At 58.3% G+C, this 15,393-nt stretch carries 12 protein-coding genes; 10 read left to right on the top strand and 2 right to left on the bottom strand.

What is annotated here, in order from left to right; translation table 11 throughout:
* The first annotated feature begins 7 nt into the window (after window positions 1-7).
* Genes nuoL through DMP17_RS04025 form a run of 7 tightly spaced genes read left to right on the top strand, consistent with a single transcriptional unit; the run spans window position 8 to window position 8,451 of the window.
* Complete coding sequence (gene nuoL / locus DMP17_RS04055) at window positions 8-2,050, top strand: NADH-quinone oxidoreductase subunit L (protein ID WP_337827781.1); 2,043 nt, start codon at window positions 8-10, stop codon at window positions 2,048-2,050.
* Window positions 2,047-3,582 carry an NADH-quinone oxidoreductase subunit M gene (locus DMP17_RS04050; protein ID WP_337827780.1) on the top strand — a complete coding sequence of 512 codons (1,536 nt, stop codon included), beginning with the start codon at window positions 2,047-2,049 and terminating at the stop codon, window positions 3,580-3,582. Before nuoL ends, DMP17_RS04050 begins: the two co-directional genes overlap by 4 nt.
* The gene (nuoN, locus tag DMP17_RS04045; protein ID WP_337827779.1) at window positions 3,582-5,015 is read left to right on the top strand and encodes an NADH-quinone oxidoreductase subunit NuoN; all 1,434 of its coding nucleotides are present in this window, start codon (window positions 3,582-3,584) and stop codon (window positions 5,013-5,015) included. The genes DMP17_RS04050 and nuoN overlap by 1 nt, the downstream gene beginning before the upstream one ends.
* Window positions 5,016-5,762 (top strand): biotin--[acetyl-CoA-carboxylase] ligase, encoded by a 747-nt coding sequence (locus DMP17_RS04040; RefSeq protein ID WP_337827778.1) that lies wholly within the window; start codon window positions 5,016-5,018, stop codon window positions 5,760-5,762.
* The gene (locus DMP17_RS04035; protein WP_337827777.1) at window positions 5,746-6,528 is read left to right on the top strand and encodes a type III pantothenate kinase; all 783 of its coding nucleotides are present in this window, start codon (window positions 5,746-5,748) and stop codon (window positions 6,526-6,528) included. The genes DMP17_RS04040 and DMP17_RS04035 overlap by 17 nt, the downstream gene beginning before the upstream one ends.
* The gene (locus DMP17_RS04030) at window positions 6,525-8,165 is read left to right on the top strand and encodes a ribonuclease J (protein ID WP_337827776.1); all 1,641 of its coding nucleotides are present in this window, start codon (window positions 6,525-6,527) and stop codon (window positions 8,163-8,165) included. Before DMP17_RS04035 ends, DMP17_RS04030 begins: the two co-directional genes overlap by 4 nt.
* Before the next feature lie 10 nt (window positions 8,166-8,175).
* Window positions 8,176-8,451, top strand: coding sequence for a DUF1467 family protein (locus DMP17_RS04025; RefSeq protein WP_337827775.1), 276 nt, complete (start codon window positions 8,176-8,178; stop codon window positions 8,449-8,451).
* A gap of 20 nt (window positions 8,452-8,471) precedes the next feature.
* Here DMP17_RS04025 and DMP17_RS04020 read toward each other — a convergent pair whose 3' ends face one another.
* Entirely contained in the window at window positions 8,472-10,934 is a 2,463-nt protein-coding gene (locus DMP17_RS04020) for a hypothetical protein (RefSeq protein WP_337827774.1), read from the bottom strand.
* 96 nt (window positions 10,935-11,030) lie between these two features.
* Here DMP17_RS04020 and DMP17_RS04015 point away from each other — a divergent pair, with 96 nt between their 5' ends.
* Together DMP17_RS04015 and DMP17_RS04010 are read left to right on the top strand one after the other, a co-directional pair.
* Window positions 11,031-11,375, top strand: coding sequence for an Hpt domain-containing protein (locus tag DMP17_RS04015; RefSeq protein ID WP_337827773.1), 345 nt, complete (start codon window positions 11,031-11,033; stop codon window positions 11,373-11,375).
* Between the two features lie 201 nt (window positions 11,376-11,576).
* Window positions 11,577-12,923, top strand: a complete 1,347-nt coding sequence (locus tag DMP17_RS04010; RefSeq protein WP_337827772.1) for a hypothetical protein — start codon at window positions 11,577-11,579, stop codon at window positions 12,921-12,923.
* 126 nt (window positions 12,924-13,049) lie between these two features.
* Here DMP17_RS04010 and DMP17_RS04005 read toward each other — a convergent pair whose 3' ends face one another.
* Entirely contained in the window at window positions 13,050-13,520 is a 471-nt protein-coding gene (locus DMP17_RS04005) for an Lrp/AsnC family transcriptional regulator (RefSeq protein WP_337827771.1), read from the bottom strand.
* A 169-nt stretch (window positions 13,521-13,689) separates the two neighbouring features.
* Here DMP17_RS04005 and DMP17_RS04000 point away from each other — a divergent pair, with 169 nt between their 5' ends.
* On the top strand, window positions 13,690-15,366 hold the full coding sequence (locus tag DMP17_RS04000; protein WP_337827770.1) for a sensor histidine kinase: 1,677 nt from the start codon (window positions 13,690-13,692) through the stop codon (window positions 15,364-15,366).
* Window positions 15,367-15,393 lie beyond the last annotated feature (27 nt).

Here is a 15,393-nt window from a genome sequence, read left to right as displayed (position 1 = left end):
GAAGGTTATGGCTACTATCAAGCTCATCGTTTTCCTGCCGCTTTTGGCAGCAATCATTGCGGGGCTGGGCAATCGGGTGATCGGCAATATGCCGGCCAAGATATTGACCACAGGCGCGCTGTTTATCTCCTGTCTGCTGAGCTGGCCGATTTTCATCAGCTTCCTCAATGGAACGACTGAAGCGAGCGTCGTTCCTGTGCTGGACTTTATCCGCTCCGGCACCTTGTCGGTCGATTGGGCGCTCAGGGTCGACACGCTGACAGCCGTGATGCTGGTCGTGGTGACGACCGTGTCCGCGCTCGTCCATCTTTATAGCTGGGGCTATATGGATGAAGATCCGGACCAGCCGCGTTTCTTCGCCTATCTGTCGCTGTTCACCTTCGCGATGCTCATGCTCGTGACGGCGGACAATCTGGTGCAGATGTTCTTTGGGTGGGAAGGCGTCGGCTTGGCGTCCTACCTCCTTATCGGTTTCTGGTTCAAAAAGCCGAGCGCCAATGCCGCTGCGATCAAGGCGTTCGTGGTCAACCGCGTCGGCGACCTTGGCTTCATGCTCGGTATGTTCGGCACCTTCCTTGTGTTCGGCACCGTGTCGATCCCGGCTATCCTTGAAGCCGCGCCCGGCATGGCAGGCTCGACCATCGGCTTTTTGGGGATGCGCCTCGATACGATGACGGTCCTGTGCCTGCTGTTGTTCATCGGCGCGATGGGCAAGTCGGCGCAGCTTGGCCTCCACACCTGGCTTCCCGACGCGATGGAAGGCCCGACCCCGGTGTCGGCGCTCATCCACGCCGCGACGATGGTGACCGCGGGCGTGTTCATGGTGTGCCGCTTGTCGCCGATGTTCGAAGCATCGCCGACCGCGCTTGGCGTTGTGACCTTTATCGGCGCGGCAACCTGTCTGTTCGCGGCGACCGTCGGCACCACGCAAAATGACATCAAGCGCGTCATCGCTTATTCAACCTGTTCGCAGCTTGGCTATATGTTCTTTGCAGCAGGCGTCGGCGCTTATGGCGCAGCGATGTTCCACTTGTTCACGCACGCTTTCTTCAAGGCCTTATTGTTCTTGGGCGCAGGCTCGGTCATCCATGCGATGCACCATGAACAGGATATGCGCTATTATGGCGCGCTCAGGAAAGAAATCCCGCTTACCTATTGGGCGATGATGGCGGGCACCTTGGCGATTACCGGCGTCGGGATTTTGGGCGTGTTCGGCTTTGCCGGCTTTTATTCGAAGGATGCAATCCTTGAAGCGGCCTTCGCCTCCGGTCCGCATGGCCAGATGGCGTTTGCCGTCGGTATTTTTGCAGCCCTCTTGACCAGCTTCTATTCGTGGCGGCTTATCTTCCTGACCTTCTTCGGCAAGGCGCGTTGGGCAGGGTCGGAGCATATCCAACATGCGGTGCATGGCGACCATCATGATGATGGCCATGCCCATGACGACGATACGCATCATGCCCATGATGTTCATGCGGCTGAAGGCACGGCGGGTTATCATCCGCATGAAAGCCCGATCTCGATGCTCATTCCGCTGGGTGTGCTGACCTTGGGCGCGATTTTCGCAGGCTTCCTGTTCCACCACCAGTTCCTCAGCGCAGGCGACGGGGCTTTCTGGAAGGGCAGCCTCGAATTTAGCGAAGAGCTGATCCACCATATGCATGACGTGCCTTTGTGGGTGAAGCTTGCGCCGACCGCGGTCATGCTGACGGGCCTGTTCCTCGCGTGGAACAGCTATATCCGCAATCCCGAATTGCCGGGCCGTTTTGTGGCGCAATTCCGCATCCTTTATGACTTCCTCTATAATAAATGGTATTTTGACGAGATATATAATGCTCTCTTCGTCAAGCCCGCTTTCGCGTTCGGCCGTTTGTTCTGGAAGGGCGACAAAAAGGTGATTGACGGCCTCGGGCCGGACGGGGTCGCCTCGGCGGTCGGCGTCTATAGTGGCTGGGCACGCAAGTTCCAGTCGGGTTATGTTTACAATTATGCACTCGTGATGCTGCTGGGTCTTGCAGGCCTTGCCTCTTGGGTATTGGTGCGCTTCCTATGAACCAGCTTGGCTTTCCTATTCTGAGCCTGATGCTCGCGCTGCCGCTTGTTGCGGCGGCAATCTGTCTGTTCCTCGACGCCAAGAGCGCGCGGTGGCTGGCGTTGATCGCAACGCTCGCCAACCTTGTGCTGGGCATTGTCCTGTGGGCCAATTTCGACATAGGCGGCGCGCAGTGGCAATTTGTCGAAAAAGCGAACCTGTTCGGCACCTTCCAATATGCGTTGGGTATTGATGGCATCGCGTTGATGCTGATCATGCTGTCGGTATTCCTGATGCCCATTTGTATCTTGGCAAGCTGGGACAGCATCACCGACCGTGTGGGCCTTTATATGGCCAGTTTCCTGCTCATGGAAACGCTGATGGTCGGCGTGTTTGCCGCGCAGGATTTGATCCTATTCTACATATTGTTCGAAGCAGGCCTTATCCCGATGTATCTCATCATCGGGATCTGGGGCGGCAAGGACCGCATTTATGCCAGCGTCAAATTCTTCCTCTACACGCTGCTCGGCTCGGTGCTGATGCTGATCGCGATGCTGTGGATGATCAATGCCGCAGGCACGAGCGATATTCCGACCCTGATGAATTATGACTTCCCCGGCGGCGCGCAAAAATGGTTGTGGTTTGCCTTCTTCGCCAGCTTTGCGGTGAAGATGCCGATGTGGCCGGTCCATACCTGGCTGCCCGACGCGCACGTTCAGGCGCCGACGGCAGGTTCGGTCATTCTGGCGGGCGTTTTGTTGAAGATGGGTGGCTATGGCTTCCTGCGTTTCTCGATCCCGATGTTCCCGGAAGCGAGCGCCGATTTTGCCTGGTTGATTTTCCTCCTGTCGTGCATTGCGGTGGTCGTGACCTCGCTCATCGCGCTGGTGCAGAATGACATGAAAAAGCTGATCGCTTATTCGTCGGTCGCGCATATGGCGATTGTGACGGGCGGCCTGTTTGCATTGAACCAGCAAGGCATTGAAGGCGCGATTGTTGTCATGTTGAGCCACGGTCTTGTGTCGGGCGCGTTGTTCCTGTGCGTCGGCGTCATCTATGACCGCCTCCATACGCGCGAGATTGACCGTTATGGCGGCCTTGCGATCAATATGCCGCAATATGCGATCTTCTTCCTGCTGTTCACCATGGCCTCGATCGGTCTTCCGGGCACCAGCGGGTTCGTGGGTGAGTTTCTCTCGCTCATGGGCATTTATGAAGCGTCGAGCTGGACCGCGTTGATTGCCACCACCGGCATCATCTTGGGCGCGGGCTATATGCTCTACCTCTATCGCCGCGTGGCTTATGGCGACCAGAAAAATGCCGATGCTGCGGCCATGCCGGACCTTAATATCCGCGAATGGGCGATGCTTGCGCCGATTGCGGCGGTGGTGTTGTGGATGGGCGTTTATCCCGAAAGCTTCATGGCGCCCATTCGCAAGGATGTGACCTCGATTGTCGCGCGGGCTGCGAAAGACAAGCATCCGGGTGATGCGCGCCTCACCGCTGGAAAACCCGCGCCCGCCAAAACTGAATCGCTTGAAGGGGCGCATTAATGGCTAAGGACTTCTCTCTGATCGCACCGGAACTGGTGTTGACGGTCGGTGCGCTGCTGGTCTTGATGCTTGCAGCCTTTGCGGGCGATAAAGCCTCGCGCGTCGGCAATTGGCTGGCGGTCGCAACGCTTGTTGCCGCTAGTGTTGCCATTTGCGCCTTTGTGGGCGAGGGCGGCACTGCTTTTTCCGGCACCTATCAGGCCGATGCGTTTTCGAATTTCAGCAAATATCTGATTTACGGGGCAAGCGCGGTGTCCGTGCTGGCCGCGCCGCGCTTCTTTGAACGCAGCGGCCCGATGCGCGCGGAATATGCGGCGCTTGTCCTGCTCGCAACCGTCGGCATGAGCATCATGGTGAGCGCGACCGATCTGGTATCGCTCTATATCGGGCTCGAATTAAACTCGCTCGCCGCTTATGTGCTGGCAAGCTTCATGCGCAGCGATGACCGTTCGACCGAAGCGGGCCTCAAATATTTCGTGTTGGGCGCGCTGGCGAGCGGCATTTTGCTTTATGGCATGTCGCTGCTTTACGGCTTTGCCGGAACCACCGATTTTGTCGGCATTGCGACCGCCTTTGAAGGCGAGACCAATGCCGGTTTGCTGTTCGGCCTTGTGTTCGTGATTGCCGGGCTGTGCTTCAAGGTGAGCGCGGTGCCGTTCCATATGTGGACGCCCGACGTTTATGAAGGCGCGCCGACACCCGTGACGGCTTTCTTTGCAAGCGCGCCCAAAGTAGCGGGCATGGCATTGTTGACGCGCGTCGTTATCGAAGCCCTCGGCCCCGGCAAATTTGACTGGCAGCAAATCCTGATCTTCATCGCTTTGGCCTCGACCATATTGGGTGCGGTCGCGGCGGTGCGCCAGACCAATATCAAGCGCCTGCTTGCTTATTCCTCGATCAACAATGTCGGCTTCGCGCTGATCGGTTTGGCCGCAGGCAATGAAGCAGGGGTGGCCGCAGTCCTCACCTATATGGTCGTCTATGTGATTACCACGCTCGGTAGTTTCCTGTGCGTGCTGCAAATGCGCGACAAGGACGGCAATTATGTCGAGGACATCAAATCGCTGGCGGGGCTTTCCAAGACCCGTCCGGCGCTGGCCGCGGCCTTCGGTATTTTCATGTTTAGCCTTGCCGGTATTCCGCCCTTATTCGGTTTCTGGCCCAAGCTGCTTGTGTTCAATGCCGCCGTTTCGGCAGGGCTGATGCCGCTTGCAGTCATCGGTGTGCTAAGCTCGGTCATTGGCGCTTTCTATTATATCAATATCGTCAAGATCATCTATTTCGACGCGCCCGAAAGCGAATTTGCCAAGCATGATAACTGGATCGAAAAAGGCCTGATCGCGGTGAGCGCGGCTGCGATGACGTTCGTCGGCTATCTTGCCATCCCGGCTTTGGCGGCCAGTTCCGGTGCCGCCGCGCAGGCGTTGTTCTGATTGATTGAACAGGTCGCGGTTACCGGCTCTACCAATGCCGACATACTCGAGCGCGCTCGCGAGGGCGCGCCCGAGGGGCTGTGGATACGTGCCGACAGGCAAGACGGGGGAAGGGGCCGTTTGGGCCGGTCATGGGACAGCCCGACCGGTAATTTTTACGGCTCGACCCTCGTAAAGCTGCGCGCAGGCGATCCGCCCGCGCATACTTTGTCCTTGGTCGCAGCCATCGCAACAGCCGATGCGCTGCGCCATTTCGCGCCCAAGGCGGACCTCCTCATCAAATGGCCCAATGATCTGTTGCTGGGCGAGGATAAGCTGGCGGGCATTTTGCTCGAACGGCAGGGTGATAATATTGTCGTCGGCATCGGCGTAAATCTTGCTTATGCGCCCCAGCTTTCCGACCGTGTGGCCGCAGCGTTGAGTGCGGCAGGCCCCGCGCCTACGCCGCAAATATTTTGCGAGGTGCTGGCGCGCCAGTTCGAAGCGGCGCTCGCGCGCTGGCGGGGTGCGGGCACGCATTACCAGTCGGGCCTTGCTGCCACTATTGCGCTCTGGCTCAAACAGGCGCATCCCGTAGGGGCCGCAATTGCGACAAGCGGGCCGGACGGCACCAAAATTTCCGGCACATTTGCGGGCTTGACGCCGGACGCGATGCTCAACCTGCGCTTGCCCGATGGCGAAACGGTGGTAATCCATTCCGGCGACATCGAATTACAAAGGGGTCAAAGCGATGCTGCTGGCGATTGATGCAGGCAATACCAATGTCAAATTCGCGCTCGTCGAAGCGTCGGGCGACATTGTCCAGCGCTGGCGCATCGCAACCGACGCGCGGCGCACGGCGGATGAATATGCGGTATGGCTCGACCAGCTTTTGAAGATGGAAGGCTATGCGCGCAGGGATGTGGAAACGGTGGTTATCTCCACCGTTGTCCCGCGTGCGCTCCACAATTTGCAATTGCTGGCGAGTAAATATTTCGGCGTAGATGCGGTGGTTGCGGGCAAGCCGCCGCTAAGCTGGGGCATCGCGCTCAAGGTGGACGAGCCGCAACAGGTCGGCTCGGACCGCATCGTCAATGCCATTGCCGCGCAAGCAATTGAACCCGATAGCGATAAAATCGTTATCAGTTTCGGCACCGCCACAACGGTTGACCATGTGGATAGCGAGGGCGCTTATTGCGGCGGCATCATCGCGCCGGGTATCAACCTCTCGCTCGATGCTCTGGTTGCCGCTGCCGCCAAGCTTCCGCGCATCGGGATAGAAGCGCCCGCATCGACCAGCGTCATCGGCCGCACGACCGAAAGCCAGATGCTGATCGGTATTTATTGGGGTTATGTGGCGATGATGGAGGGCCTCCTCCAGCGCATGAAAGCGCAAATCGGAAAGCCGGTGACGGTCATTGCGACCGGCGGCCTTGCCATCCTGTTCCAGCAGCATGGCCATTTGTTTGACAAGATAGACCCCGACCTCACGCTAAGGGGCATCGCGACTTTATACAGGAATAATATCAAGTGACGACACCCGGCCAAGAATTGCTGTTCCTTTCGCTCGGCGGGTCCGATGAAATCGGAATGAATTTGAACCTTTATGGCTGTAACGGCAAATGGGTGATGGTCGATCTGGGCGTGACGTTCGGCAATGCCGACTATCCGGGCATCGACATCATCCTGCCCGACGTTGAATTTATCGAAGAGCGTAAGGAAGATTTGCTCGGCATCGTCCTCACCCATGCGCATGAGGACCATATCGGCGCGGTGCCTTATCTGGCCGCAGACCTTGGTGTGCCGCTTTATGCCAATGCGTTTACCGCCGCGATGATCCGCGGCAAGCTTGCCGAAGAAGGGCTGACCGACAAGGTCAAGCTGCACGTCATCGACCTTGATGGCCGATTTGAAATGGGGCCGTTCGGCTTCCGCTTCGTCCAGCTCGCCCACTCGATTCCGGATATGTGCGCCTGTGTGATTGATACGCCTTATGGCACGATTTTCCACACCGGCGACTGGAAGCTTGATGAGGATATGCGCATCGGCCAGCAGGCGACGACTGCCGAGTTGAAGCAGATTGGCGATGAAGGCGTCCTCGCGCTGGTGTGTGACAGCACCAATGTGTTCAACGCCGAGTCCGCAGGGAGCGAAGGCGGGGTCAAACAAGGCCTGCTTGAAACCGTGCGGAAAGCGCCCGCGCGGGTGCTGGTGACGACCTTTGCGTCCAACGCCGCACGGCTCAAGACATTGGGCGAAGTGGCGCGCGAAACCGGACGGCAGCTTTGCGTTGCGGGCCGTTCGCTCGACCGCATCATCGCGGTGAGCCAGGCCAATGGCTATCTGAAAGATCTGCCGCCCGTCATTGACTTCGACACCGCTATGGGCTTGCCGCGCAACAAGGTGCTGATTGTCGCAACCGGCGGGCAGGGCGAGCCGCGCGCGGCGCTTGCTCGAATTGCGGGCGATATGCATCAGATCAAACTCGACGAGGGCGATTGGGCGCTATTTTCCTCGCGCCAGATACCCGGCAATGAAATGGCGATTGGCCGCATCCAGAACCAGTTGGCGCTAAAGGGCGTCGTCATGGTGACAGAAAGGCAGGCGCATATCCATGTGTCGGGCCATCCCGGGCGGCCGGAGCTTGCGGCGATGTATCATGCGCTGCGCCCCGAAATTTTGGTACCGGTGCATGGCGAGGTGCGGCATATGATGGAGCAGTGCCGTTTCGGCCTGTCCCAGGGCATCCCCCAGGCCCTGTTCCAAAGAAATGGGCAAGTAGTGCGCCTCGCTCCCGGCAATCCCAAAATTATCGACCATGTGCGCAGCGGACGCCTGGTGCTGGACGGCGATGTTATCCTTCCCGCCGATGGCGAAACCTTGAACCAGCGGCGCAAGCTTGCGCTTAACGGCCATATTTCGGTCGCGGTCGCGCGCGACGGGGCAGGGGTCGTGCGCGGCACCCCGCGGGTGCGCTATCAAGGCGTGCCGGTCGAACATGAACGCGACGATTTTATCGAAGATATGATCCACGCCGCCGCTATGGCAGCGGGCGAACCGGCGCGCGACTTTGATAAATTGCGCGAAAATATCCGGCTTGCGGTGCGCCGCGTCGCGACCGAATGGACCGGCAAAAAGCCTATCGTTGATGTATTGATTTTGGACGTCTAAGACCCGTCCCATGAAATGGACATCGGCGCTCGCAATTTACTGTCTCTTCTGGGTGATGAGTGCATTTCTCGTCCTGCCCTTCGGTGTCCGCACGGCGGACGAGATGGGCGTTGAAAAAGTGCCGGGACAAGCCGAAAGCGCGCCCGCCAATTTCAACCCCAAAAAGGTCATGATCAAAACCACGATTTTGGCGGCGATCCTGTTCGGCCTTTATTATCTCAACTATACGCAAGGCTGGATCGGGGTGGACGATCTGGATTTCTTCACGCCGCCCTCTGCTGAATAAAAGCCTGCCGGTTAAGCCCGTCAGGTGCGCAGGCGTTCAATCGCCTGCGCGAGCATCACATAAAGCTTACCCATATCTGATGACAGCAAGGCAACGCTGAGCGATGAACCGTCGCGTGTGCCGAGCAGGTTGCGCAATATCGCTTCAAAATCGTGGATATAGCGGTTCACATGGCCGCGAAATTCGCTGTCCTCTTCATAATGGCGCAGTATTTCGCGCGCTTCGCTATTGTCGATAAGCCGCACCGCGCGACGCGCAAATACGCTGCGGTCGCCTTTCAGATAGGCTTCCCAAGCGGTGTCTGTGACTTCGTTCGACAGGATTTTGGTCACATCAATCGCGGTCGAATTGAGCGATTCGGTGAGGAGCGCGACGCGGCGCGTGAGATTGTCGCGGTCGGCTTCTTCCATCGCTTTTTTGGTATCGACAATCCGCTGTTCCAGCGCGGAACCCGCCGCCGACAGGCTCGTCACCTGAAGCAGCAGATGCTGTGCGGCGGTGTCTGCCACGGCAGCCGCGCGTTCGGAGGCGCTATTAATGTCGGCGATGCGGTCATCCACCTTGGTGCCAATCGCTTTGCTGAGCGCCGCCGCGCTCGCTTCGCCAAGCTTTTCGGCGGATTCAGGAATAACGCCGGTGAGCGCCTGACGCGCTTTTTCCGATGCCTGCATCGCGGTTTCGCGCACCCGCACCAAGGCTTCGACCAAGCGCGGCCCGGCCTGTTCGCTCAAGCGGTCCGATTCGACATTGATGCTGCCCATCAATTCCTGCAACTCGGTCAATGTCGCGCGCTGCGCGTCGGCGGCGCTCTTGCCGACTTCGCTGGTTTCGCGCAGCAGGCGGTGCTGGTTGGTGACCAACTGGTCGGTTTCGCGCAGGCGGCCAAGCGTTGCTTCGGCAACGGCTTCGGCCTTTTCCAGTTCGGGGGCTACCAAATCGAGCGATTGCTTGCTCGCGGACAGCCGTTCGTCGAGGCGGCCAAAGGCGCTGGGCAGGCTTTCCTCCAACTCGCGCGTCACACTGTCGAGCGCGAGCAGCAAATCTTCCGACCGGCCAATAAGCTGTGATGCGCCATCCGCGCCAAGCTGGACCTTGCTGGTCATCGCTTCGGTCTGGAGTTTCAACGCTTCCATCGCGCGCGCAAGGCCATCGAGCCGCTCGCGGCCCTTATTGTCGAACGTCGCAAATTCGCTGTCCAGTTCGTTGAGCGCATTGATAAGCTGGCCGGTAAGGCTTTGCGCCTGCGCTTCCTGCCGCTCGACCCTCTGGGTGAGCAAGGCGACCGATTGTTCGGCATCGGCAAGATTGGCGAGCAAGCCTTGCATCAACACTTGGCCGCGCTCGTTCAACTGGCCGTGCGCGTCATCAAGTTGCGCCAGATAGGCGGTCGTATGTTCGTCCGCTGCGGTGCGCGCGGCCTGATAAGCGGTTTGCGCCGCCTCGCTGCTTTCCGAAAAGCGCAAGGTGGCGGTATCGACCGAGTTTTCCAACTCACCGCGCGCGATTGCCAGATGCTCGGCAATTTCGGCAAGCTGGGTTTTAAGCTCGCCTTGCTGGCGACGCATCACTTCCGACACGCGCTCGCTCTGGTCATTAAGCGCGGCAATTTGGGCTTCGAGCGCGGAGCCATGCTGGTGCGCGCTGCGTCCCGCTTCACGCAGATTTTCGGTGAGACGCGCGGCGACATCGTCAATGCGCGGCAATCCGGCGAGCAGGCCTTCGACCTGCACCATCGCGCGGCTGCTATTGTCGGTAAGCTGGTTGCTGGCGGCCAGACCATCGTTGAGCGCCTCGCGAATCCGTAAGGCGGCTTCCTGCAAACGCTCGGCGGCCTGGAGGCCGAACACCGCGATTTCTTCCGACTGGCGGCCTAATTCTTCGCGACTGGTTTTGAGGTGGCGGTTATAAGTGGCAAGATTATTTTCCATGCGGCGCGACTGTTCGGCCATATGCCCCGCCATCCGGCCATAGCGATTGGCTTCGGTCTGGCTGCTGCGCTGCGCCATAATATAGAGCGCCACGATAAGGATAAGCGGGATTGCGCCTTGGGCGATGATGGCGGGCCAAGCACCCAACGTCAGACTGGCGGTATCGGATGCAAATAATGTCCAGCCATAAAAGCCGATCCACGCTACCGCCGCAAACGCCAGAAGGGGAGCGGCAACGCGCACCCATAAGGGGTCGGCCAGTGAAGAGTCTGAAAGGGCAGGGGCATCCATTGCGTAATCGGCACCGTAACCGGCGGTATAGGCTTCGGAAGAATCACCATCAGGATATGCAGGCGCCGCATATGCCTTATCCACTATCATCTCGTCCCCCATATGTGCATGTTGGCCAGCAAGTGCGCGCGCATCTTCGCTGTCAGCGGGCGCTGCGCTTCTATCTACATCCGCGTCCGGATGGCCGTAATTCATGTCGATGTCCACATCCGTATCGGCGGGGTGGTTGCGCCATAATCCGATAATTTTCTTTCCCCCACTCATCGTTGACCTCGATCTCGTTATTTTTGTTTCTTGCGCTTGTGATTGTGCCGTAGGTGCAGCGCGCCCGCCACTATACACAGTTTATTAACGGCGTTCATGGCAAATTACATCCCGATGTCATTCCATAGCAGTCAACTCGGCGCAACTGTTGCAGCAGCTATCGGACAAGGGGCTATTTTGACAGCCGATCCTGCCGACGGGGATGTTGCGCTTGCCGAAGATTTGCGCCGCGCCTTTCTCGAAAGCGCCGCCCGCCATGCCGACTTTATGCGCCGCGCGCGGTGCGATGCGAACTGGCAGATTTCCGCGTGGCGTTTGAAGGGCTTGAGCGCGACATTCGGTATCACCGGCCTGGTGCGGTTGGCCGAAGAGGCCGCCAGCGGCGTCCCCGGCGATCCGGCCATATTACGCCGCATCCAAAACGAAATTGCCGCGCTCTGATTGCGTAGTTTCTACTGTAAATTGTAAAATTTTTGCAGCATAGCCATGTAATTGGCTATTCAACCGCCATTCATTGCGCGCATCATATTGCGCCTTCAAGCGTTGATGGCTTGAGCTTTTGGCGGTTGGCGGATATTCCCCGCGCCAAAGCTGTTCAGCATAAACACGTCGCCCTACCGGCGATGAATATGGAGGATGAAGATGCGTTCTGTTTCCCGTTTGGCAATTTCCCGCTTGGCATTGGCTGTTGCCGGTTTTGCATTGGCAGGCACCGCCGCCATGACCGCGACGCCTGCTTTGGCGCAAAAGAAGAAGGCGGAAAAAACCGCTTCCGGCGAATATAGCAAAGAATTCCGCGCCGCTGCCGGCCCCGCACAAGAAGCAATGCAAAAGGCGCAGGCGTTGAACGACGAAGCCAAAAAATTGCAGGCGGCGGGTAATGCCGCAGCGGCTAATGCCAAGAAAGAAGAAGCTAAAGCGGCTTATCTTGCAGCAAAACCGGGTGTTGAAGCCTTGGCTCCGCTTGCCAAAAGCGCTGACGAACAGGTCCTGGTCGGCGAATATCAGCTCCAGATCGCTGCTTTTTCTGATGACCAGAAAGGTCAGCAGGCAGCGCTTGAACGCATTTTGGCGTCCGGTAAGGCCAATCCGGCAAGCCTTGGCGCTTATAATTATTTCGCAGGGGCCTTTGCCTATCAGGATAAAAATTATCCCAAGGCCATCGAATATCTGGCGGCTGCGAAGCAACATGGCAACAAAGATGCCGATGCGATGCTGGTTGACGCCTATCTTCAGGGCGGCCAGGTTGATCAGGGCCTGAAAATGGCGCGCGAAGCGATTGCGGCCCGTCAGGCCAGCGGTCAGGCCATGACTGACGATCTGTTCACCCGTCCGGCGCTCGCATTGCAAAAAGCCAATCGCAAGCCGGAAATGATGGAATTTGTCCTTGGCCGCGTTCAATATTTCCCGACAGCGGAATATTGGGGCAACGCCATCGACATGGTAGTGCAGCAGTCGCCGACTGTGGACGCAAAGCTTGACCTTCTGCGTTTGAAATCGACCGCTGGCCTCATGCGCGACGAATATGATTTCACCACTTATTCGTATCTGGCAGCCGAAGAAGGCCTGCCTGCGGAATCGCTTGCCGCGATTAACGAAGCCCGTACCAAGGCGAAGCTTGGCGCTGGGGCGGTGACCGAATTGCGCGACCGTGAAGCAAAGCAAAAAGCCCGTCTTGCGACCGACACCAAGGCCTCGCTCGGCGGCAGTGAAACGGCGGCGCGTTCAGCCGCTAATGGCCGGATTGCAAAATCGACGGGCGATGCTTGGCTCAATCATAATGAATTTGCCAAGGCGGCGGCGATGTATCAGCTTTCGCTCGAAAAGGGCGGGGTGGATGCCAATCTCCTCAACACCCGTATCGGCATTGCGCTCGCCAAACAGGGCGACAAGGCCGGAGCCAAGGCGGCTTTCGCCAAAGTCACCGGCCCGCGCGCCAATATCGCTAAGCTGTGGACGATCTATCTCGACAGCGGCGTCAAAGGTTAATTGCCAAAGCTTAACGCCCGTAAGGGTTAATGCCCGTAAGGGTTAATGCCACAACGAAAAAGGGAGGCCATCACAGCCTCCCTTTTTTATGTTCTGTAAAATCTGCGCGCCTGTAACGCCCGCCCGTCAGGTCAGCGGAATACCGGCCATCTGTTTGGATGTGCGGATCGTGAGCGATGTTTTCACACTATTCACATTGGGCGCAGAGGTCAGTTTGGAGGTCAGGAAATGCTGGAAGCTTTGCAGGTCGCGCGCGACCACCTTCAGGATGAAGTCGATTTCGCCGTTCAGCATATAACATTCGCGCACTTCGGGGAGCGTTGCAATATGCTGTTCGAACGCGCGCAAATCGGCTTCGGCCTGGCTTTTGAGGCTGACCATCGCAAACACGGTGATGCTATATCCCAGCGCAATCGGATCAAGGTCGGCATGGTAAGCGCGAATGATGCCCGCTTCTTCAAGGCTGCGGACCCGGCGCAGACAGGGCGGGGCGGTCAATCCGACTCGATCTGCCAGTTCAACGTTGGTCATTCGTCCGTTTTCCTGCAGCTCCCGCAGGATCTGAATGTCGATTTCGTCAAACTTTGATAGGGTCATGCCGTAATTTCCGTTCTGATTCTTTCTCTATCTCATAATAAAATTTCAGTGCATTGCAATTGTCCCATAGTGTTACGATGCGTTTTCCACTCTTTCGGAAAAGCTTTATTCACGATATTTGCTAGCAGCTTGGTAAGGTTTGGCGCGGTCAGTGCGTCATTGGGGAGACGTGGTTTTCGTGCGCTACGATGATATGATTGATACGGTGTTGCGCGCTGGAACCGCAAATCCGAACCAGCGGGCGATCGTCTGGTCGCAGCTCAGCGACCTGCTCGCGCAAAAAGGAAGCGAGATTTCGCAATCCTATGTGACAGCCGCGCTGACCCGGCTTTCCGAACTTAAACCGCTTGTGCCGGTCGCGCACCGCACGGGGGCCGCGCGCGCGATTGCGCGGCGTTGTCATTTTGTGCCGTTGGTCGCTTTTTATGGCGGCGATACAGCACCGGTGGCGCAGGCGCTTTTGTCCGATGTGCAATTAACCGATGAAGAATGGCTGACCTTCATTCCGCTGACCACACCGCTCGCCCGCATGATTTTGCGCGAGCGACGCGATCTGGGTGCAAATGTGACGCGCGCGCTCCATGCGTTCGGCGCGATTGATTTCCGGCTTGCCGATCAGGGCGCCGCGCAAGGTACTAACCAGAGTGCCAACCAGAGCGTGTATCAAGGCACAAGCGAAGAGCGCGCCGCGCCAGTGAAGGCGCAGGATGCGGTGCTGCAAGGCACCCAGATTAGCGAACTGGTCCGCCGCATCGAAGAATATCGCGCCGACCGCTTGCCCCAGACGGTAGGTGCCGAGCCATTGGACACACCCTTCCGTTTTGAAACCGGCGCGGACGGCATCATCAACTGGACCAACAGCCCGTTTCGCGGCGCGGTCATCGGGCTGAGCATCGCCGAGCCGGCCTTTGACGGCGAATCCGGCACCGATGCCTATTCGGCAGGCGCGTTCCGCCAGCGCGCGACGATCGAGCGCGCGCGGCTCTATCTGGAAGATAGCAGTCGGTTGGGCGGCGACTGGCGCTTTGACGCGACCCCCTATTTCGACCAGACGACCGGCCAGTTTCTGGGCTATAAGGCCAATGCGCGCAGGCCCCGCCCCGGCGAAACCGCAAAGCCTCTTAGCTCGGACAAGATTTTGGGATCGGTCACGTTCGGCGAATCGATGCGCCAACTCGTGCATGAACTGCGCACGCCCCTTAATGCGATCTCCGGCTTTGCCCAGATGATTGACGGGCAGATGTTCGGACCCGTGCCGCAACGCTACCGCTCGATGGCCGATGAAATCATCGTCGATAGTGATCGGCTGATGGGCATTTTTGCCGATCTCGACCTTGCCGCGCGGCTTGATAGCGACAGTTTCAAACAGGATAGCGGACAGGTCGCGGTTGACCGGCTGATTGATGATCTGGCCGACGAGCTTGACCATGTATCCGATCAGCGCGATGTGCGGTTGCGCGTCCATCTCCCCGAACATTTGCCGCCCGCCGATGTCGATCCGCATCAGGCGCGCCGCCTTGTCGCCCGCTTTTTGAGCGCGTTGGTCGAAGTCGGTGAACCGGGCGAAACCATCAACGGCACGATCATGGCAACGGGCGCGGATATAAGATTTGCGGTCGACCGTCCGGCCTCGCTCATCGGGGTGGACACGCCGACCTTGCTTGATCCGGGCTATTCGCCCGAAGGCGATGCACCGGATGCGGCTATGCTCAGCCTCGGCTTTTCGCTGCGTCTTGTTATCAATTTTGCCAAAGCGGTTGGCGGGCGGCTCGATATAAGCGACAAAATGCTGACCTTGACGCTCCCTGCTGTCAGTCAGGCACGCCGCGACACGCGCACGCCATAAGGCGTAGCCAAGCGCAATAATGCAAAT

It is taken from the genome of Pseudonocardia sp. TMWB2A, assembly GCF_017312135.1.
This window is presented reverse-complemented; position numbering and strand designations above follow the sequence as displayed.

Bases quoted from the DNA above. Each gene is read 5' to 3' on its own strand.
- nuoL (WP_337827781.1), top strand. From the start codon at position 8: ATGGCTACTATCAAGCTCATCGTTTTCCTGCCGCTTTTGGCAGCAATC.
- DMP17_RS04010 (WP_337827772.1), top strand. From the start codon at position 11,577: ATGCGTTCTGTTTCCCGTTTGGCAATTTCCCGCTTGGCATTGGCTGTT.
- nuoN (WP_337827779.1), top strand. From the start codon at position 3,582: ATGGCTAAGGACTTCTCTCTGATCGCACCGGAACTGGTGTTGACGGTC.
- DMP17_RS04020 (WP_337827774.1), bottom strand. From the start codon at position 10,934: ATGAGTGGGGGAAAGAAAATTATCGGATTATGGCGCAACCACCCCGCC.
- DMP17_RS04015 (WP_337827773.1), top strand. From the start codon at position 11,031: ATGGCAAATTACATCCCGATGTCATTCCATAGCAGTCAACTCGGCGCA.
- DMP17_RS04025 (WP_337827775.1), top strand. From the start codon at position 8,176: ATGAAATGGACATCGGCGCTCGCAATTTACTGTCTCTTCTGGGTGATG.
- DMP17_RS04050 (WP_337827780.1), top strand. From the start codon at position 2,047: ATGAACCAGCTTGGCTTTCCTATTCTGAGCCTGATGCTCGCGCTGCCG.
- DMP17_RS04005 (WP_337827771.1), bottom strand. From the start codon at position 13,520: ATGACCCTATCAAAGTTTGACGAAATCGACATTCAGATCCTGCGGGAG.
- DMP17_RS04035 (WP_337827777.1), top strand. From the start codon at position 5,746: ATGCTGCTGGCGATTGATGCAGGCAATACCAATGTCAAATTCGCGCTC.